Genomic DNA, 12,907 nt, shown 5'->3' on the forward strand with positions numbered 1-12,907 from the left:
CGCAACGTCCTGGGCTGCCTTGATCTGCTCGGGCGTGATGCCGACATTGGTCTGGCTGCTGCCGATTGGGCCGAACTGCGGCACGTCGCGGTTGCTGCTCAGCTCCTCATAGCTGGCAAAGAAGAACAGCTTGTCCTTGATGATCGGGCCGCCCAGCGTGATGCCCTTGACATCTTCCGTAAACGGCGGCGGCGGGGTGTAGCTGTCGGTCGTGCGGTTGTAGCGGTCACCGGCAAGGCTGTCGTTGCGGTAGACGTAATACAGGCTGCCGTGGAATTCGTTGGTGCCCGACTTGGTGACCGCGTTGATGTTGGCGCCTGTGTAGCCCTGCTGAGTCACGTCGTAGTTCGACACATTGACCTGCACTGCCTGGATCGCATCAATTGAGATTGGCTGCTTGATTGTCGGCAGGCCGTTGGCCTCGAGGCCGAAGGTGTCGTTGATGCGCACGCCATCGACGGTGATGGAGTTGTAGCGCGAATTCTGGCCGGCGGCCGAGATCTCGCCGCGGTCCTTGTCGGTCTGCGCCAGGCGCGGGTCCATGCGGGCGTAGTCCTGCAGGCTGCGGTTCAGCGAGGCATAGGCCTCTAGCTCTTTGCGGCCGATGCTGGTGCCGGCGCCCATGGCGGACGAGTTGAAGCGGCTGGACGCGCTGCTGCCTGCGACGACCACGGTACTCAGCTGCTCCGCACCCAGCGTCAGGTCGATCGCCTGGTTTTCGGCCAACTGCAGGTAGACGGCATCGCGCACCACCTTGTCAGCGCCCTTAGCGACGGTGATGGTGTACGGGCCGCCGACGCGCAGGCCACGTACCGAGTAGCGGCCGTCGGCGTCCGTCACCAGGTTGTTGACCGAGCCGGACTCCTGGTGCGCGACGGCAACATTGGCACCGGCGACGCCCTTGCCGTCAGCCGTGGTGATGCGGCCGCTGATCGCCGACGTCGTGTTTTGCGCCAGCGCGGGCGCGGCAGCGACGATCGCTATCGTGGAAATGGCGGCGCAAATCGCCGTCCTGGAAAACTCGGACCAAGACCTGTTGCTCATCGTGAAAATTCCTCAAAAAACCGCAAATATGCGTAAAAAAATCATTGGTAAAAATGTACACCCAAGGGATGCGCAAACGTTTACTTGCTTTGCAAATGCGCGCCTTCGCCACATTGAAGAAAGCCCGTCTTGCAAAAAAGCCAGCCTTGTGCCTACCCGGCAGGATCTTGCCGGACGGACCAGTCTGGTGAAGTAAACGTTTGCGCTCGCCTATTGGAGCGATGTCGGATATCAAATTTGGTCGATGGGCCGCATGTGTCGTCCGCTCGACGCGAACCGATGCCACCGCGGAACCTCTGCAAACAGACTGCAGCGCAAAAGCGTGCAAATCCAGAAAACCACCCGGTATCCACAAACACGTCGGGCGAATTTTGGGGTTTGAATGTGCAAGCTCTGTGACGCTTGTGGATTTGCTTGGCCGGTGTTGTGTTGATGCGACGGCACGCGGAGCACTTGGTCAGGGTAGGGCGCGTTGGCTTGTGGCTCCGGGGCGGCGTTAAGATCCGCCGCCCCGGGGTCGTTTGATGGGCCCAATCTCGATTTCTGGAGCGTGTCTTGAAGCCCTCGTCCTCACATTTCCGTCCAAGTTTGAAGTTTGCGCAGCCAAGTGCTGCGCCCGCGCTGAGCGCCCCCAGGCCGACGACCTACGTCGTCCGCCCCCCGAGGGGGTCAAGAAAGGTCGGGGCGGCCCATCCCTTTCTTGAGAGAACCAAGGGGGGCAGTTGGCTGGGCCTGCTGCTGGCCTCGCTGCTGGCGGCTTGCGCCGCGCCGCCTGTGCAAACCGGCCCTGTTGCGGCGACGCGCGAATTGAGCATTTTCTCGATCAATGACTTTCACGGCCATATCCAGCCCAAGTCACCGACCCCGTTGATGCCGCGTCTGCCGGACGCGCAGACCGGCGAGATCAAGCCCCAGGCGGCCGGCGGCGTGGCCTACCTCGCGTCTGCCGTCAACAAGCTGCGCGCTGGCGCCAAGCATTCCGTGTTTGTGGCCGCGGGAGACTTGATTGGCGCGTCGCCGCTGCTGTCCTCGCTGCTGAAGGATGAGCCCAGCCTGGCTGCCTTGGGCGAGCTTGACCTGGTCGCCAGCGCCCTAGGAAATCACGAGTTGGACGCCGGCTTGATCGAGCTCAAGCGCAAGGCCAAGGGCGAATGCCCACCAGCCGGTTGCGCCTGGCCGGGCTACAAGAACCCTGGCTTCCCCTACCTGGCGGCTAATATGTTAGATGCGCAGACCGGCCGACCGGTGCTGCCCACCCACATCATCAAGGACATCGCTGGGCTCAAGGTTGCTTTTGTCGGGGCGGTGACGCGCGACACGCCCTCGGTGGTGCTGCCCAAGGCGATTGTCGGCCTGCGCTTTGCCGACGAGGCCGACACGCTCAATGCGCTGCTGCCGCAGCTGCGCGCCGAAGGTGCACAAGTCTTGGTGGCGGTGATGCACGAGGGCGCCACGCACTCAGGGGCCGCCAATGATGCGAGTTATCAATGCCCGGGCCTGCAAGGGCGTGGTGTGGATATTGCCAAGCGCCTCGACCCCGCCTACGCCATCATCATCAGCGGCCATACGCATCAGGCCTATACCTGCAAGATCAATGGGCGGCTGTTCGTGCAGGCGGGCAGTTATGGCGGCTGGGTGACGGAAAGCCGCCTGACGCTGGACGCAAGCGGCAAGCTGCTCGACGCGCAGGCGGTGAATCATCCGGTTTTGCAGTCCGCTTACACGCCCAATCCGGCCTTTGTGGCCCTGGTGCAGCGCGCCGCCGAGCTGACCGCCGCCGCCCGCAACAAGCCGGTGGCCGATTTGAAACAAGGCGCGCCGCGCTCGGCGCAGGCACCGTTTGGCGACTCGCCGCTGGGCAATCTGGTCGCCGACTCGCAGCTGGCTTACGCCCAAAAGCGCGGCCCGGCCGATCTGGCCTTGATGAACCCCGGCGGCATCCGCGCCGATTTGACGGTCGAGCCCGGCCGGCCGGTGACGATGAGTGATTTGTTCGCGATCCAGCCCTTTGCCAATGAGTTGGTGGTGATGACGCTCAGCGGCGCGCAACTGCGTGACCTGCTGCAGCGCCAACTGCCCAAGGGCGATGCGCCGGCGCGCTTGCTGCAGGTCTCAAACAGCCTGCGCTACCAATGGCGCATGGGGGCCGACGGCGTCGCGCAGCTGGGCGAGGTCAGCGTCGGGGCCAAGCCTTTGGAGGCCACGCGCAACTACCGTTTGGTGGTGAATAACTTCATGGCCGACGGCGGCGACGGGCAGGGCGTGCTGCGCCAAGGCACAGAGCGTGTCAGCATCGGCGTTGACATCGATGCGATGGTCGAGTTGCTGACCGAAAACCCGGGTGTAATGTCGCAGATCGCCTCGGGGCGAATTCGACGCGAGTAATTGCAAATGGCGCAGCGGTGAGCGTGATGCAAAAACGGCCGGGCGGCTTGGGGCAGGGCCTTGACCCAAACCGGATGAAGGCCTTGATCATCGATGAGGGCGAGCTTTCGCGCGCGGTGATCAGCAATATGTTGCGCGATATGGGCGTGCCTCATGTGCATTCGGCGCGCCGCCCGGAGGCCGCTCGCAGCATGATCAAGGGCGCATCACCGGCCTATGACATCATCATCACCGACTTCCATTTCACGCCGCAAAGCCCGCATGATCTGACCGGCCAGGACCTGCTCGACGAGCTGCGCCAAGCCCGTGGCCTGCCGATGCAAACCGCCTTCATCATGGTGACCGATGAGGCGCGCTACCAGCATGTGGCCGACGCGGTCGAAGGCGCGCTCGATGACTATCTGCTCAAGCCCTTCAACGCGCGCCAGTTCGACGAGCGCTTGCGGGTAATCCTTGAGCGCAAGCATGCCTTGCGCGAGGTTTTTGCCGCCATCGATGCCGGCGAATTTGGGCAGGCAGCCGGTCTTTGCGAGGCCATGTTTGCCGCCAGCGCCACATACCGCGTTTATGCCGCGCGCATCGGCTCCGAGCTGTATTTGCGGCTGGGGCAAATCGACGCCGCAAAGCGCATGTTCGAGGCCTTGCTGGCGACCAAGGCGGTGCCCTGGGCGCGGCTCGGCCTCGCCAAGATCGAGTTGGCCAATGCCGACGCGGCAACCGCCTGCCGCACGCTGGAGACCTTGCTGGCCGACAACCCCGCTTATGTCGATGCCTATGACGTCTATGGCCGCGCGCTGCTGGAGGAGATGAAGTTCGAAGCGGCGGTTGAGATGTTGGGCAAGGCGGTGCAGATCACGCCCGGCAATGTGGCACGGCTGCAAAAGCTCGGCTCCTTGCAGCTTTTTTTGGGCGACAGCGAGAGTGCGGCCAAGCATTTGGGCGCGGCCCTGAGCATCGGCCTGCATTCGCGCGCGCTCGACTTTCAAGGCGTGGTCGCGTTGGGGCTAGCCTGCGTGGACACCGGCGATGCAGACGGCTGCGACCGGGCCAAGCAATGCCTGCAGGACGCCATCGCCCGCTACCCGATCGACAGCTTTCGCTTGCAAATGCTCGCCTTGGCGCTGGACACGGCGCTGGACTTGCTGATGCGCCGCCAGGAGGCGAGCCTGGCCGGGCTGACGCAAATGGCTGCGCAACTCGACCAGCCGGAGTTCAGCTTCGAGATGGCCTGCAACCTGTTGCAGCTTTTGTCCCGTTGCGCCCGCAACCAGCGTGTGCCCGGCGCGCTGCGGTGGGCCGAGTTGGCGGCGCAGCGCTATGCGATCTCAAAGCCACGGACTCGTTTGCTGGAAATGGCGGCGGCTCAATTGCCTTCGCTCGAAACGGTGGTGCGCAATGCGGCGGTGGGCATCAATGAAGCCGCCCGCGATGCGATGACCCACCTCGTTAGCAAACAGCATCAGCGCACCTTGGAGGCCTTGCTGGAATTGGCCGGGCGCAGCTTGAATGCACGCATCATCAAGCTGGCGCAGGCCACGCTGAGCCATCATGGCCGGCATCTGGCGGCCGATGTGGCGCAGCGCATGGCCGAGAGCCTTGGGGATTTGCAGCAGCGCTATGTGGACGGCGGCCGCCGCATCGTCGAGCGGCGTGACGGCGCTTAGCTCCGAGTCAAGGCATGCTGGATTTGGTCCCGCACATGCTCGGCCAACAAGCGCCGGTCGGCATGCGCGGTCGCCAGCGCCGGCAGCACCTCTACTTTTACGCTCAAACCCTTGGCGCTCAACACGCGCCAGAGACTCTGCACCAGCGTGGTGTCGCCCACAAAACGGGCGGATGAGCTGAAACGCTCGCCCGGCTCGAACCAGCGCAAGACCAGCGGCTGGATCGGTGTTTCGGTAGCGATCGCCGCTTGCAGCAAGTTGCCATGGAAGGGCAAGAGCTCCGGGCCGGCGCTGGTCGTGCCCTCGGGGAAGACCGCCACCGTGTCGCCGGACTTCAGGGCTTCGGCCATCTGGTGCACCACACGCAGCGCGTCGCGCTTGTTGGCGCGCTCGATGAAGAGCGTGCCCACGCCGTCCACCAGCCAGCCGACCACCGGCCAATGCTTGACGTCGGCCTTGGAAACAAAGCGCGCTTCGGGGATTACCGCGTGGACGGCGGCGATGTCCAGCCAGGAGATGTGATTGGCCACCAAGAGCTTGGGGCCAGGTCTTGCGGCAAGCCCTGAAAGCTCCAGCCTAACGCCAAAAATGGCCAGCATCTTGCCCGACCAGCGCTTGATGTGGACTTGGCGTGCCGGCAAATCCAGGCTGCCAAAGCGCAGCTTGATCAGTGCCAGACCGTAGAGCACATGCACAATGAAACGGACAAGCCGATAGACCGCTAACAAATTCCTCATCAGGTGCCGGCCGCCTCAAATGCGATATGGCCGGCCACCAAGGTGTAGCGCACCCGGGCCGGCAGCTCGAAGCCGCTGGTCGCGAACTCAAACGGCGTGTGCTTGCCCTGGCTGCTCAAGCGCTCGGGCGTGACGGCCCAATGCGCGGCGGGGTCAAACACGCAAACATCGGCGACGCCGCCGGCCACCAAACGGCCCGCGCTGGCACCCAGCGACCCCAGCGCATGGCCCAAGACCTGCACCGGCTTGGCGGTCACGACTTCCAGTCCGCGCGCGACGCTCAAGCCCTCATCCGCAGCCCAGCGCAGCGCCAGGCTCAAGAGCAACTCCAGCCCGGTGGCACCCGGCGTGGCTTCGGCAAAGGGCACATTCTTCTCGTCGGCGGTGACCGGCATGTGGTCGCTGACCAGCGCGTCCAGCGTGCCGTCGGCCAAACCGGCGCGCAGCGCGTCGCGGTCACGGCCTTGCCGCAGCGGCGGCGTCAAGCGCATCGCAGGGTTGAAGTAACCGATGTCCACATCGGTCAGGTGCAACGAGTTGATCGACACATCGGCCGTCAATTTGAGGCCTTCGCGCTTGGCGGCGCGAACCAGCTCGACCCCGGCCGCGCTTGAGATGCGGCACAGATGCACGCGCGCGCCGGTCGAGCGCATCAGCTCGAAAATCGTGTGCAAGGCGACCGTCTCGGCCATCACCGGCACGCCGCTCAGACCCAGGCGTGTGGCCATCGCGCCACTCGCCGCGACGCCGCCGCCGAGGTAGGCGTCTTGCGGGCGCAGCCAGACCTGGTAGTCATAGGTGGCCGCGTAGAGCAGGGCGCGGGCCAGCACCAAGGTGTCGCGCACCGGCACTTCGGCCTGCGAGAAACCGATGCAGCCGGCCTCGGTCAGCTCGGCCATTTCGGTCAAGGCCAGACCGTTCAAACCTTGGGTTAGCGCGCCGAGCGGAAACAAGCGGCAGCGGCTCAGCTTGCGGGCGCGGAACTTCAGCATCTCGACCAGGCCGGGTTCGTCCAGCACCGGCTCGGTGTCGGGCGGGCAGACCAGGCTGGTGACGCCGCCGGCTGCGGCTGCGGCCAGTTCGCTGTCCAGCATGCCTTCATGCTCATGGCCGGGCTCGCGCAGGCGTGCGGCCAGATCCACCAAGCCGGGGGCGACGATCAGGCCGCTCGCATCGACGACGCGGTCGGCGGCGAACTCGGTCGGCTCGCCGATGGCGACGATGCGGCCATTGGCAATCGCCAAATCGCCGATGCTGTCCAGGCCGGAGGCCGGGTCGATCAGGCGACCATTTTTGATCAGGATCTTCATGCTTCGTTTCCAGCCAAGATAGACATCACCGCCATCCGCACCGCGATACCAAAAGTCACCTGCGGCAGGATCACGCTTTGCGCGCCGTCGGCCACGGTGGAAGAAATCTCGACGCCCCGGTTGATCGGCCCCGGATGCATGACGATCGCGTCCGGCTTGGCCAAGGCGAGCTTTTCAGGCGTGAGGCCGAAATGCTTGAAGAACTCACCGGCGCTGGGCAGCATGCCGCCGTTCATGCGCTCGTTCTGCAGGCGCAGCATGATGATCACGTCGGCACCGCGCACGCCCTCGGCCATGTCGTGGCAGACCCTAACACCCATCTCGCGCAGATCGCCGGGCACCAAGGTCTTGGGGCCGACGGCGCGAATCTCCGGCACCCCGAGGATGTTGAGCGCATGGATGTCCGAGCGGGCCACACGTGAATGCACGATGTCGCCGACGATGGCGACCGTCAAATTGCGGAAGTCCTTTTTGAAATGCCGGATCGTGTACATGTCCAGCAAGCCCTGCGTCGGGTGCGCGTGGCGGCCGTCACCGGCATTGACCACATGCACATGCGGCGCGCAATGCTGGGCGATCAGATAGGGCGCGCCGCTCTCGCCGTGGCGCACGACGAACATATCGGCATGCATGGCGGACAGGTTGGCGACGGTGTCCAAGAGGGTCTCGCCCTTGGCCGTCGAGCTGCGCGCGATGTCCAGATTCAGGACATCGGCCGACAGCCGTTTGGCGGCGATCTCGAAGGTGGTGCGGGTGCGCGTGCTGTTCTCGAAGAACAGATTGAACACCGACTTGCCGCGCAGCAGCGGCACCTTCTTGACCTCGCGGTCATTGACCGACAAAAAGCTACCGGCGGTGTCCAGGATCTGCTGGATATTGGCCTGCGGCAAGCCTTCGATCGAGAGCAGATGGACCAGCTCGCCGTGTTTGTTCAGTTGGGGGTTGCGTTTGGAGAGCATCTCAATCTTCCTTCAGATCGAATTGAAATCGACCATCGGCATCCTTGGCCAAGCGCAGTCGCTGCTCGGCGGCCAGGTTGATGCGCGCGGCGGAAAACGCCGGCTCGATCGGCAGCTCGCGCCCGCCGCGGTCCACCAGCACCGCCAGCGTGACGCTGGCCGGGCGGCCAAAGTCGAACAGCTCGTTGATCACCGCGCGCGTGGTGCGGCCGGTGAACAGCACGTCGTCGATCAGCAAGATGTGGCGGCCGCTGACGTCAAACGGCAGCTTGGTGTGGTCGGCGCTGGCGGACATGCCGCGTGAGCCGAAATCATCGCGGTGCAGCGAGCTGGAGATCACGCCGGCACTGCCGGCCAGGCCCAGATCGCTTTGCAGCCGCTCGGCCAGCCAGGCGCCGCCGGACCAGATGCCGACCAGGGCGGCGTCGGGTCTGAGCAGCTTTTGCACGCCTTTCAAGAGGTCGGCGTAGATCGCCTCGGCATCAAGTAAAAGTGTGCTCATGCGGGGTTCTCATTGAAATATTGTTCAAGAATCAAGGCGGCTGCGGTGGAGTCGACATCGCGTACGCCATAACTCTCAGCCTCGACGCTGGTGTAGCGCTCGTCGACCTCAAACACCGGCAGCTTGAAGCGGCCTTTGAGTTGGCGGCCGAAGCGGCGCGCTCGCAGGGTGATCTCGTGCTCGGCACCGTCGGGATGAAAAGGTACGCCTATCACCAAGGCGTCGGGCTGCCATTCCTTGATCAGCTTGGCGATGGCCAAGAAGCGCGCCTCGCCGTCGACGGCAATCGCTTTGAGCGGCTCGCCCCGGCCGGTGAAGCGGCTGCCGTTGGCAGCGCCGACGCGTTTGATACCGTAGTCGAAGGCCAACACAGACTGTGGCTGCTTCATGCGTGGCCGGCCTCTTGGCTCAGCATGCGGGGGTCGACACCGAGCAGGCCCAAAGCGCGCTCGTAACGCAGCTCGACCGGCGTGTCGAAAATAATCTCGTGCGTGGCGTCAACGGTGAGCCAGCCATTGCGGCCAATTTCTTCCTCTAACTGCCCCGCCGCCCAGCCGCTATAGCCCAAGGTGACGAAGACCCGCTTGGGGCCGGCCCCATTGGACAGCGCTTCCAGCACATCGCGGCTGGTGGTCATCTCCAGGCCGCCGGGCACGATCATGGTGGCGTTGTAATGGTTGCCGGCCGCGTCCAGCGGTGCATGCAGGACGAAACCGCGCTCGGGTTGCACAGGGCCACCGTAGAACACCGGCCGGTCGGCGAGGGCGTCTTTAGGCGGGCTGAGGTCGACTTTCTCGAACAGATTGCCCAGCGTCATGGCCATGGGCCGGTTGATCACCAGGCCCAGGGCACCGTTTTCGTTGTGCTCGCAGATAAAGATCACGGCACCTTTGAAGCCTTCATCCTGCATGCCTGGCATGGCAATTAAAAACTGATGGGTGAGGACGATCCGGGTTTGCGACATTTCGGCATTTTATTCGTCCGCCAGTGACCGGCGACACTAGGTGGATGGAAAAGACTTTCAAACGCGCACTGATTTGGTTCCGCCGTGACCTGCGCGCCAGCGATCAAGCCGCGTTGCACCACGCCTTGAAGTCGGCCGAGCAGGTGTTTTGCGTTTTTGTGCTCGACAGCGACATTCTGGACGAGCTGCCCCGCAGCGATCGGCGGGTGGCTTTCATCTGGGCTGCTCTGGGCGCATTGGACGCCGATCTGCGCGCGCTCAATCCCGGCGCCGGCCTGATCGTGCGCCATGGCTCGGCCAAAAATATATTGCCGCAGCTGGCCGCCGAACTGCAGGTTCAGGCGGTTTTTTGCAACCATGATGATGAGCCCGTCGCGCTGGCCCGGGACGCACTGGTGGGCGAGCGACTCGCCAGCTTTGGCTGCCAATTCAAAAGCTTCAAGGATCACGTCGTTTTCGAGCGCAGTGAGGTGCTGACGGCGGTGGGCAAGCCTTACAGCGTGTTCACGCCCTACAAAAACGCCTGGCTGCGCAAGCTCGAACCTTATTATTTGCGCGCCTATCCGGTAGTGCCTTATGCCGATGCCTTGGCCGCCAGCCCGCTGATACGCGGGGTGCCCAGCTTGGCCGAGATTGGCTTTGAGGCCGCCGAGCTGAGCCCGCATCTGGGCGTGGGCAGCGCCGGCGCGCAAGAGCTGCTTGATGATTTTTTGCAGCGCATTGACCGCTACGACGACAGCCGCAATTTCCCTGCCGTCAAAGGGCCGAGTTACTTGAGCGTGCATCTGCGTTTTGGCACCGTGTCGATTCGGCAATTGGCGAGCGAAGCTTGGCAGCGCATGCAGGCTGGGCAGCATGGCGCCGAGGTGTGGCTGTCGGAGCTGATTTGGCGCGATTTTTATCACCAGATCATGCATCACCATCCGCACGCGATGGGCAGCGCCTTCAGGCCCGCCTATGACGCCATCCGCTGGGAAACCGGTGCGGATGCGGACCGATTGTTTGAAGCCTGGAGCGCCGGCGCGACCGGCTATCCCTTGGTTGACGCGGCGATGTTGCAGCTCAATCAAACCGGCTATATGCACAACCGCCTGCGCATGGTGACCGCTTGCTTCTTGATCAAGGACCTGGGGCTGGACTGGCGCCGGGGCGAGGCCTATTTTGCTGAGAAGCTGCTGGATTTTGACCTTGCCGCCAACAACGGCGGCTGGCAATGGGCGTCTTCCAGCGGCTGTGATGCGCAACCTTATTTCCGTATCTTCAACCCGGTCACGCAAAGCGAAAAGTTCGATGCCGAGGGCAAGTTCATCAAACGCTATTTGCCGCAACTGGCCAAGCTGCCGCCCAAGTTGATCCATGCGCCTTGGGCTGCCAAGCCCCTGGCCGTTCAGGCTTGTGGTTTGAGCTTGGGGCAAGACTACCCGCTGCCCATCGTCAACCATGACGAAGCGCGCCAGGCCACCTTGGCACGTTACGCGGTGGTCAAGAGCGTGCAATAAGCCGGCGCAGCGTGGTGTTTGCGCGCCCCATTTTCAAATCGATCGAGATGGCTATTCATGGCGACAAATTTCAAGCAGACGCTGGCTGCGATGAGCATGGTGTTGGTGGCGGGGGGTGCGGGTGCTGCCGATGTCCAAACGCTGCCCGAGGTCAGCGTCGGTCGGATTGAGCGCATGGCCAACTTCCCGTCCAAACTGGTGGACGCGCGTCACGTCGATGTCTGGCTGCCCGAAGGCTACTCGGCCGCCAAGCGCTATCAGGTGCTGTACATGCATGACGGGCAAATGCTGTTCGACGCCAGCAAGAGCTGGAACCAGCAGGCCTGGGATGTGCACCTGAGCGTGGCTCGTTTGGTCGCAGCGGGGCGCATTCCAGACACCTTGATCGTCGGCATCTGGAACAACGCCCAATTCCGGCATAGCGAGTATTTCCCGCAGAAGTTTTTGCCGCTGATGCCCACGCCTCAGCGCGAACGTTTGATTCAGGCCGCGCTACAAAGCAAGCCGCAGTCCGATGCCTACTTGCGCTTCATCGTTGAAGAACTCAAACCCGCTATTGATGCCCGTTATGCCACGCGGCCTGAGGCTGCCGGCACCTTTGTGATGGGCTCCAGCATGGGCGGGCTGGTCTCGGTCTACGCCATGAACGAGTACCCACAGGTCTTTGGCGGCGCGGCCGGCCTGTCCACCCATTGGGTCGGGCAACACAAGCCCAATGCCGCGATTCCGTTGGCGGGCTTCAACTACCTGCGCGCGCATTTGGCCGCGCCCGAGGCCCACCGGCTCTACCAAGATCACGGCACGACCGAGCTAGACGCGCTGTATGCGCCCTATCAGGTGATGGTGGACGAGTTGGCGCGTGAACGCGGCTACGTGGACGGCGTCAATTTTGAAACACGGGTTTTTGCCGGCAGCGGCCACAACGAGAAAGCCTGGGCCGCGCGGCTTGAAATCCCGCTGGAGTTTTTGCTTCGCAAGCCTTGAACCAAAGCTTCGGCAAGCGCGGGGATGATGGGATTCGAACCCATGTCAAGCGCACCTGATCGTTCATCCCGCATATGTTCTGTGTTTCTTGTTGGGGAAAGGCGGCCAGTCGTGGCCAACAAAGAGAAGACGTCTCCGTCGATCGCCAGCAAGGCCAGCAACATCTTGCGGAGCCCCACTGCGACAAAAGCGGAGAAGACTGCTGCGGGACGCGCGCTGTCGCAGGCGATTCAGGGCCGTGTTACTTCGCCCAAGGTCGCATCGACGGCAGCCCGCATCGTCGACAGCCCTCGTGCGCCCTCAGCCCCAAAGCTCAGCCAGCGAAGCGCCCGCGCAAGTAAGCAATGATGGCGCCGGATTCGCCCAGCCATTGCACCGAGCCATCGGCTTCGGTGATCTTCAAGCAAGGCACCTTGGTCGCGCCTGAGCCCTGCATCAGAGCTGCGCGGTTGCGCTCATCATGTTGTGCATCCAAGCGCGCGATCGGTAGCGCCAATGCATCCATCTCCCGTCGCACCTTGATGCAGAACGGGCAGGTCTTGAATTGATACAGTGCCAGGCTGGCGCATTGGACGTCGATCTCGGTCTGCTGCGCGGCGGCGCGCTGCATAGGGGCCGGGCGAGTCAGGCGTTCCTTGAGCAGCATGACGGGCCCAAGCAAAACGCGCAGGGTTCTGAAGAAGAATCGAATCAATGGTTTCATGGAGGTGTTAACAAAAAAGCGAGCGGCTATGAAAAAACCCCCAACACCGGTGACGATGCTGGGGGTTTAGTTTGGCTCCTCGACCTGGGCTCGAACCAGGGACCTACGGATTAACAGTCCGGCGCTCTACCAACTGAGCTATCGAGGAACAGAGCC

General features: G+C 63.3%; 13 protein-coding genes and 1 tRNA gene. 5 read left to right on the top strand and 9 right to left on the bottom strand.

The genetic code is table 11. From position 1 onward, the window contains the following. On the bottom strand, positions 1 to 1,044 hold a 1,044-nt coding region (locus RMO57_RS18420; RefSeq protein ID WP_310389132.1), incomplete at its 3' end, for a TonB-dependent receptor. Position 1,045: 1 nt separating this feature from the next. Between RMO57_RS18420 and RMO57_RS18425 the strand changes: the two genes are divergently transcribed. From RMO57_RS18425 to RMO57_RS18435, 3 genes are all read left to right on the top strand, one after another. Beyond that, positions 1,046 to 1,240, top strand: coding sequence for a hypothetical protein (locus tag RMO57_RS18425; RefSeq protein WP_310389134.1), 195 nt, complete (start codon positions 1,046 to 1,048; stop codon positions 1,238 to 1,240). Between the two features lie 611 nt (positions 1,241 to 1,851). Then, positions 1,852 to 3,429 (top strand): bifunctional metallophosphatase/5'-nucleotidase, encoded by a 1,578-nt coding sequence (locus RMO57_RS18430; RefSeq protein WP_310389136.1) that lies wholly within the window; start codon positions 1,852 to 1,854, stop codon positions 3,427 to 3,429. Positions 3,430 to 3,455: 26 nt separating this feature from the next. Then, a complete protein-coding gene (locus RMO57_RS18435; protein ID WP_310389138.1) occupies positions 3,456 to 5,093 on the top strand; it encodes a response regulator in 1,638 nt (545 codons plus the stop codon). Here the strand turns inward: RMO57_RS18435 and RMO57_RS18440 are convergent. From RMO57_RS18440 to RMO57_RS18465, 6 genes are read right to left on the bottom strand one after another with little or no spacing between them, the layout of a single operon-like run. Further along, positions 5,090 to 5,830 (bottom strand): lysophospholipid acyltransferase family protein, encoded by a 741-nt coding sequence (locus RMO57_RS18440; RefSeq protein ID WP_310389140.1) that lies wholly within the window; start codon positions 5,828 to 5,830, stop codon positions 5,090 to 5,092. The two genes, RMO57_RS18435 and RMO57_RS18440, sit on opposite strands and share 4 nt — an antisense overlap. Next, complete coding sequence (locus tag RMO57_RS18445; RefSeq protein WP_310389142.1) at positions 5,830 to 7,140, bottom strand: dihydroorotase; 1,311 nt, start codon at positions 7,138 to 7,140, stop codon at positions 5,830 to 5,832. The genes RMO57_RS18440 and RMO57_RS18445 overlap by 1 nt, the downstream gene beginning before the upstream one ends. Next, complete coding sequence (locus tag RMO57_RS18450) at positions 7,137 to 8,099, bottom strand: aspartate carbamoyltransferase catalytic subunit (protein WP_310389144.1); 963 nt, start codon at positions 8,097 to 8,099, stop codon at positions 7,137 to 7,139. Before RMO57_RS18450 ends, RMO57_RS18445 begins: the two co-directional genes overlap by 4 nt. 1 nt (position 8,100) lies before the next feature. Continuing rightward, complete coding sequence (gene pyrR, locus RMO57_RS18455; RefSeq protein WP_310389146.1) at positions 8,101 to 8,601, bottom strand: bifunctional pyr operon transcriptional regulator/uracil phosphoribosyltransferase PyrR; 501 nt, start codon at positions 8,599 to 8,601, stop codon at positions 8,101 to 8,103. Next, on the bottom strand, positions 8,598 to 8,990 hold the full coding sequence (gene ruvX / locus RMO57_RS18460) for a Holliday junction resolvase RuvX (protein WP_310389148.1): 393 nt from the start codon (positions 8,988 to 8,990) through the stop codon (positions 8,598 to 8,600). The genes pyrR and ruvX overlap by 4 nt, the downstream gene beginning before the upstream one ends. Continuing rightward, positions 8,987 to 9,565 (bottom strand): YqgE/AlgH family protein, encoded by a 579-nt coding sequence (locus RMO57_RS18465; protein WP_310389150.1) that lies wholly within the window; start codon positions 9,563 to 9,565, stop codon positions 8,987 to 8,989. The genes ruvX and RMO57_RS18465 overlap by 4 nt, the downstream gene beginning before the upstream one ends. 44 nt (positions 9,566 to 9,609) lie before the next feature. Between RMO57_RS18465 and RMO57_RS18470 the strand changes: the two genes are divergently transcribed. Beyond that, positions 9,610 to 11,064 carry a deoxyribodipyrimidine photo-lyase gene (locus tag RMO57_RS18470; protein ID WP_310389152.1) on the top strand — a complete coding sequence of 485 codons (1,455 nt, stop codon included), beginning with the start codon at positions 9,610 to 9,612 and terminating at the stop codon, positions 11,062 to 11,064. Between the two features lie 57 nt (positions 11,065 to 11,121). Continuing rightward, the gene (locus RMO57_RS18475; RefSeq protein WP_310389154.1) at positions 11,122 to 12,048 is read left to right on the top strand and encodes an alpha/beta hydrolase; all 927 of its coding nucleotides are present in this window, start codon (positions 11,122 to 11,124) and stop codon (positions 12,046 to 12,048) included. Positions 12,049 to 12,361: 313 nt separating this feature from the next. Here the strand turns inward: RMO57_RS18475 and RMO57_RS18480 are convergent, their stop codons facing one another. Both RMO57_RS18480 and RMO57_RS18485 read right to left on the bottom strand, forming a co-directional pair. Continuing rightward, complete coding sequence (locus RMO57_RS18480) at positions 12,362 to 12,751, bottom strand: glutathione S-transferase N-terminal domain-containing protein (protein WP_310389157.1); 390 nt, start codon at positions 12,749 to 12,751, stop codon at positions 12,362 to 12,364. A gap of 72 nt (positions 12,752 to 12,823) precedes the next feature. Further along, positions 12,824 to 12,899 (bottom strand) — tRNA-Asn (locus RMO57_RS18485). Positions 12,900 to 12,907 lie beyond the last annotated feature (8 nt).

Origin of the sequence: Roseateles sp. (genome assembly GCF_031397715.1) — a bacterium.
In the GTDB taxonomy this organism is placed as follows: domain Bacteria; phylum Pseudomonadota; class Gammaproteobacteria; order Burkholderiales; family Burkholderiaceae_C; genus Paucibacter_A.

Bases quoted from the DNA above. Each gene is read 5' to 3' on its own strand.
- RMO57_RS18435 (WP_310389138.1), top strand. From the start codon at position 3,456: ATGCAAAAACGGCCGGGCGGCTTGGGGCAGGGCCTTGACCCAAACCGG.
- RMO57_RS18440 (WP_310389140.1), bottom strand. From the start codon at position 5,830: ATGAGGAATTTGTTAGCGGTCTATCGGCTTGTCCGTTTCATTGTGCAT.
- RMO57_RS18445 (WP_310389142.1), bottom strand. From the start codon at position 7,140: ATGAAGATCCTGATCAAAAATGGTCGCCTGATCGACCCGGCCTCCGGC.
- RMO57_RS18450 (WP_310389144.1), bottom strand. From the start codon at position 8,099: ATGCTCTCCAAACGCAACCCCCAACTGAACAAACACGGCGAGCTGGTC.
- pyrR (WP_310389146.1), bottom strand. From the start codon at position 8,601: ATGAGCACACTTTTACTTGATGCCGAGGCGATCTACGCCGACCTCTTG.
- ruvX (WP_310389148.1), bottom strand. From the start codon at position 8,990: ATGAAGCAGCCACAGTCTGTGTTGGCCTTCGACTACGGTATCAAACGC.
- RMO57_RS18465 (WP_310389150.1), bottom strand. From the start codon at position 9,565: ATGTCGCAAACCCGGATCGTCCTCACCCATCAGTTTTTAATTGCCATG.
- RMO57_RS18470 (WP_310389152.1), top strand. From the start codon at position 9,610: ATGGAAAAGACTTTCAAACGCGCACTGATTTGGTTCCGCCGTGACCTG.
- RMO57_RS18475 (WP_310389154.1), top strand. From the start codon at position 11,122: ATGGCGACAAATTTCAAGCAGACGCTGGCTGCGATGAGCATGGTGTTG.
- RMO57_RS18480 (WP_310389157.1), bottom strand. From the start codon at position 12,751: ATGAAACCATTGATTCGATTCTTCTTCAGAACCCTGCGCGTTTTGCTT.